The following is an 851-nucleotide window of genomic DNA, read 5'->3' on the forward strand; positions in this document are numbered from 1 at the left end:
GCCACCGCCGCCGCCACCGGGTGCCCGGAATAGGTCAGGCCGTGGGCGAACACGCCGCCTTTTTCAACCAGCGCTTCGGCCATGCGCCGCGACAGAATCAGCCCGCCCATGGGGATATAGCCCGAGGTCAAACCCTTGGCGATGGACAGCGTGTCGGGCTCGAAACCGAAGTACTCGTGGGCGAACCACTCGCCGGTACGGCCGAAGCCGCCGATCACTTCATCGGCGCACAGCAGCACATCGTATTGGCGGCAGATGCGTTGGATCTCGGGCCAGTAGCTTTCAGGTGGGAAAATCATGCCACCGGCGCCCTGGAACGGCTCTGCGATAAAGCCTGCGACGTTTTCGGCGCCAAGCTCTAGAATTTTATCTTCTAACTGGAGCGCGCAACGGCGACCAAACTCGGCGGGACTTAACTCCCCGCCATGGGCGTACCAATATGGCTCATCAATATGCGCTACGTCGGGAATAAGCCCCCCCATCTCGTGCATGAACTTCATACCCCCCAGCGCGGACGCCGCAAGGGTTGAGCCGTGATAACCATTCCAGCGGCCGATCATAATCTTTTTCTGCGGCTGGCCGACCACCTGCCAGTAACGGCGCACGGTACGGATTAATACCTCATTCGCTTCAGAGCCGGAGTTGGTATAGATTACATGGCTGTAGTGGCCGGGCAATAGACTGAACAGCAGCTCGGACAGTTCGATCACAGCAGGGTGGGTAGTGTGGAAAAACATATTGTAGTACGCCAACTGGTCCATCTGCGCTGCTGCCGCAGCGGTCAGGTCCCTGCGCCCGTACCCCAACTGGGTGCACCATAGTCCTGACATGCCGTCCAGGTAGCGCTTGCC

1 protein-coding gene is annotated in these 851 nt (G+C 59.7%); it reads right to left on the bottom strand.

Annotated elements, in window-relative coordinates; all coding sequences use genetic code 11:
- A partial coding sequence (locus tag AOA60_RS23510) for an aminotransferase class III-fold pyridoxal phosphate-dependent enzyme (protein ID WP_143522513.1) occupies positions 1 to 851 on the bottom strand: 851 nt, incomplete at both ends.

The sequence above is a fragment of the Pseudomonas sp. 2822-17 genome (assembly GCF_002742485.1).
Classification (GTDB): Bacteria; Pseudomonadota; Gammaproteobacteria; order Pseudomonadales; family Pseudomonadaceae; genus Aquipseudomonas; species Aquipseudomonas cyclaminis.